The organism is Psychrobacter piscatorii (assembly GCF_001444505.1).
Classification (GTDB): Bacteria; Pseudomonadota; Gammaproteobacteria; order Pseudomonadales; family Moraxellaceae; genus Psychrobacter; species Psychrobacter piscatorii_B.
Genome location: NZ_LNDJ01000007.1, coordinates 1 through 4268 on the forward strand (window position 1 = coordinate 1; position 4268 = coordinate 4268).

A 4268-nucleotide genomic window follows, 5' to 3' on the forward strand; every position below is an offset into this window, starting at 1 on the left:
GATTGGCCCATATCTAGCATAAAACAGACTATCATATGTCTTTATGCCTCAATTGAGCTTATCAAATCCACTCATCACAACCCATCAAGGAGCGATCATGCGTATCACTGCCAATTTTGACGCAGGTAATATTGACGTACTTAATATAGAAGATAAAAATAATATTCAGCTCGCCATTCGTCCAGACGTTGGCGAAGAATTTTTCCAATGGTTTAACTTCCGTCTCTCTGGCGAGGTTGGAGAGGAGTACGTTCTTCATATTATGAATGCAGGGCAGGCTTCCTATCTAGAAGGGTGGGAGAATTATCAAGCAGTCGCTTCCTACGATCGTCAGCATTGGTTTCGTTTGCCTACTTCTTATCAAGATGGCAAATTAACCATCGTGGCAGAGCTGGCGTGCGAAACCATCCAAATTGCTTATTTTGCCCCTTATAGCTATGAGCGTCATCAAGATTTATTAGCCGCTGTACAGACACATCCGCTAGTGACATTAGAGCATTTAGGCGACACGCTTGATAAGCGTGACCTTACTTTGGTCAAAATTGGTGATGGCGATACTAGTAAGCGCAATATTTGGATCACTGCGCGTCAGCATCCGGGTGAAACGATGGCGGAATGGCTGGTCGAAGGTTTACTCTATAGCTTGTTAGATAGCGACAATGCCAGTAGCAGGCTATTATTAGATAAAGCCAATTTCTATATTGTGCCCAATATGAATCCTGATGGCAGTGTACGCGGGCATCTACGTACGAACGCCACAGGTACGAATCTAAACCGTGAGTGGGCAAGTCCAAGCTTGGACAAAAGCCCTGAAGTGTTTTATGTGATTAAGAAGATGGAAGAGACGGGCGTTGATCTGTTTTATGATGTGCATGGGGATGAAGCATTGCCTTATGCATTCCTTGCGGGCTCTCAAGGCACGCCAAGTTATAATGAGCGCCTCGCACATCTACGTGATCGGTTCTCAGACGTATTGAAATTAGCCAGTGCTGACTTTCAGACCGAGGTCGGCTATGAGATTGATGCGCCAGGTGAGGCGAACATGACGCTTGCAACCCATTGGGTCGCTGAGCGTTTTGATTGTCTTGCCAATACGTTAGAGATGCCATTTAAAGACAACGATAATCTACCTGATACAGAGATGGGCTGGTCACCAGAGCGTTCTATTCAGTTAGGGGAAGCATCGCTTATCGCCATGCTAGCCGTCGTTGATGATTTACGTTAATTGACGCTAACTGAAGATTTAGATAGACAGTCGTTGTTCAAACGCTAGTAAGTACTCACTTACTAGCGTTTTTTATTTATCAGATATTTATGTGTATAGTTATGATTTTCCTATAGTAAACAATTATATAAAGCGTTCGCCACTTTTAAAATAATACTGAAAAATGATCAATAGTGGCTGTATGAAGTACAACACTTTCATAACAATGGATACCATGACGGCGGATAAAATGTAGCGTGTAACTAATAATATAACCATAAGTTAAATAATCAAATAATCAAATAATCAAATAATCAAATAATCAAATAATCAAATAATCAAATAATCAAATAATCAAATAATCAGGATGGTTGCAATCATGAGTAAAACTAAAACAATTTTAATTACCGGTAGCACAGATGGCATTGGTAAATTGGCTGCTTTAAAGCTAGCAGAGGCTGGGCATCAAGTGTACCTGCATGGCCGCGATGCTGACAAACTTGCCAGCGTCATTGCAGAAGTTCAAGCAGTGGCAACAGGCGATGCGGTAGATCATATTGATGGATTTGTCGCTGATTTCTCTGACTTAACGGCTGTACTCAAGATGGCCACAGACGTCAATGAAAAGCTACCAAAGCTGGATGTATTGATAAACAACGCAGGGATTTATACCACGGCATCAGCGATAACTAAAGATGGTTTGGACGTACGCTTTGTGGTCAATTACCTAGCGCCTTATGAGTTAACAAACGCGCTACTACCGTTACTCAAGCAATCTAGTAAAGCGCGTATCGTAAATCTGAGCTCGGCTGCTCAAGCACCAATATCATATAAGGCATTTGTAGGACAAGAGCGTCTCGATGACAAAGCTGCCTATGCGCAAAGTAAGCTGGCACTCACGATGTGGAGTATGGATTTGGCAGATAGAGTCGCTAGCGATGGTATCAATGTGATCGCTGTTAACCCAGGCTCACTGCTGAACACCAAGATGGTTGATGAAGCCTACGGTCATCACTGGTCATCAGCAGATAAAGGCGCAAATATCTTAACAGCATTGGCTGTCTCGGACGAGTTCGCGGACGACACGGGTAAATACTTTGACAACGATATCAAAGATGGTGCACATGGCGCTGCTAGGGGCGAATTTGGTCAACCGCATGCCGATGCGTTAGACAAAGAAGCCATTGCAGAGCTAGAAAGCCAAACACAGCAGGTGTTACAGTCGTTATATTAAAAATATATTACCTCCTGTTAAGCGCTATTTACTTCAGTACTGTCCACATAAGAGCTCTGTTCAATTTATTTATTATTAGGAATAAAAACAATGCAAAATCAGACAATAAAAGCCATTGGCTATCAAGACAACCTAGCTATCGATAACGAACAAGCGCTACAAGACATTACCCTTGATAAGCCAACTGCATCAGGCCATGACATTCTGGTAGAGGTCAAAGCCATATCCGTCAACCCAGTGGATTATAAGATCCGTCAATCGCGTCCTGCACCAGAGGGTGAGTATGCAGTGATTGGCTGGGATGCGGCGGGCATCGTGACAGCGGTTGGCGACGAGGTAAGCCTATTCTCAGTCGGGGATAAGGTCTATTACGCAGGGGAATTGACTCGTTCGGGCAGTAATGCTGAATATCAGCTGGTTGATGAGCGTATTGTTGGGCGTATGCCAGCATCGTTGTCATTTGCAGAAGCGGCAGCATTACCACTCACCACGATCACGGCTTGGGAGATGTTATTTGAGCGCCTGCAAGTACCTGTTACTAATAATTCGGCAGACAAAAACGGTAGTGATGAGCGTGATAATGACGTCTCGGTATTAGTCATTGGTGCGGCAGGCGGCGTTGGTTCTATCTTAACGCAGTTATTAAAAATACGAACTTCTGCCACGATTATTGGCACTGCATCACGAGATGAGAGCGTAAAGTGGTTAAAGGATTTAGGCGCAGATCATGTTATCAATCATCGTAACCCATTGTTTCAAGAGCTACAGAAGACAGGTATCACTGAGGTGGATTATGTCATCAGTCTAAACAACACCGAAGAGCATTATGAAGAAATCATCAAATGCTTAAAGCCACAAGGTAAATTAGGGCTCATCGATGATCCTGACTCACTAGACGCCAAGCTACTTAAAACTAAATGTCTGAGCCTACATTGGGAGTTTATGTTTACGCGATCTATGTTCCATACGCCAGATATGCTTGAACAGCATCGTTTATTAACGGACGTCGCCAACATGATTGATGCAGGCGAGATCAAGACCACCGTTGCCTATCATCTTGGCACTATCACGGCTGAGCATCTACGCAGTGCACACCAAATGCTAGAAAACCAGCAAGCACATGGCAAGATTGTATTAGAAGGTTGGCCTGCTTAGGACTTAGAGCATTAGAAAGGATGAATTTAAAACCAAAATAGAAAACCACCCCAGCTTGAATGGCTAGGGTGGTTTTTTTGGGGGTTTGCGTGGTTATATAATTAGTCGTACTTCAATAGCTAATAGTAATTCCGTCACGCAGGGTAACCAAAAGCGCTATTCTACTGATGAAATTGAAGAAATGGGTGTTGAATATAAGAAAATAGACTCAGGAACAAAAATTGACATGCATCGCAAACAAACCGAAATGATCAAACAATATGAAAAAGAGAGTGGCAAGCTTATGGAAACAACAGTCATCCAGTTAATCGTGAGGTTTTTGATAAAGATAAAGGTCAATATTGGAAAGATCGTTTAAACCAACTGCAAGGAGATTAATGTGAGTTCATTCAATACAGTGGAAAAGTTGTTATCTGAAAAAAATCATGCTGCATGTCTAATGCAAAAAAAAACTGAAAAGAAAGAAAGTACAGAAACTATTCTTTTAGAGTATGGTGTTAAAAAGGACAGTGGTTTTTTTAAATTATATACAAAATATTTTTTAAGATTTTTAAATTGCCGTTATGGCGCAAGTGAAGTAGTTGATCCACTTCCTCCACAAGGTTTCTCAGCTAAAATGGCACATGACTATTTGAATCGCCCCGACTATATCGGAGAGTGTTTTACTTGAGTCAG

General features: G+C 42.2%; 4 protein-coding genes. All 4 read left to right on the top strand.

Annotated elements, in window-relative coordinates; translation table 11 throughout:
• The first annotated feature begins 97 nt into the window (after positions 1 to 97).
• The 4 genes from AS194_RS01040 to AS194_RS01055 all read left to right on the top strand — a co-directional run bounded on the left by AS194_RS01040 (position 98) and on the right by AS194_RS01055 (position 4263).
• Positions 98 to 1225 carry a M14-type cytosolic carboxypeptidase gene (locus AS194_RS01040; protein WP_058023643.1) on the top strand — a complete coding sequence of 376 codons (1128 nt, stop codon included), beginning with the start codon at positions 98 to 100 and terminating at the stop codon, positions 1223 to 1225.
• A gap of 358 nt (positions 1226 to 1583) precedes the next feature.
• Positions 1584 to 2438, top strand: a complete 855-nt coding sequence (locus AS194_RS01045; RefSeq protein ID WP_058023644.1) for an SDR family NAD(P)-dependent oxidoreductase — start codon at positions 1584 to 1586, stop codon at positions 2436 to 2438.
• A gap of 105 nt (positions 2439 to 2543) precedes the next feature.
• Entirely contained in the window at positions 2544 to 3593 is a 1050-nt protein-coding gene (locus AS194_RS01050) for a zinc-binding alcohol dehydrogenase family protein (RefSeq protein WP_058023646.1), read from the top strand.
• Between the two features lie 379 nt (positions 3594 to 3972).
• Positions 3973 to 4263 carry a hypothetical protein gene (locus AS194_RS01055; RefSeq protein WP_058023645.1) on the top strand — a complete coding sequence of 97 codons (291 nt, stop codon included), beginning with the start codon at positions 3973 to 3975 and terminating at the stop codon, positions 4261 to 4263.
• Positions 4264 to 4268 lie beyond the last annotated feature (5 nt).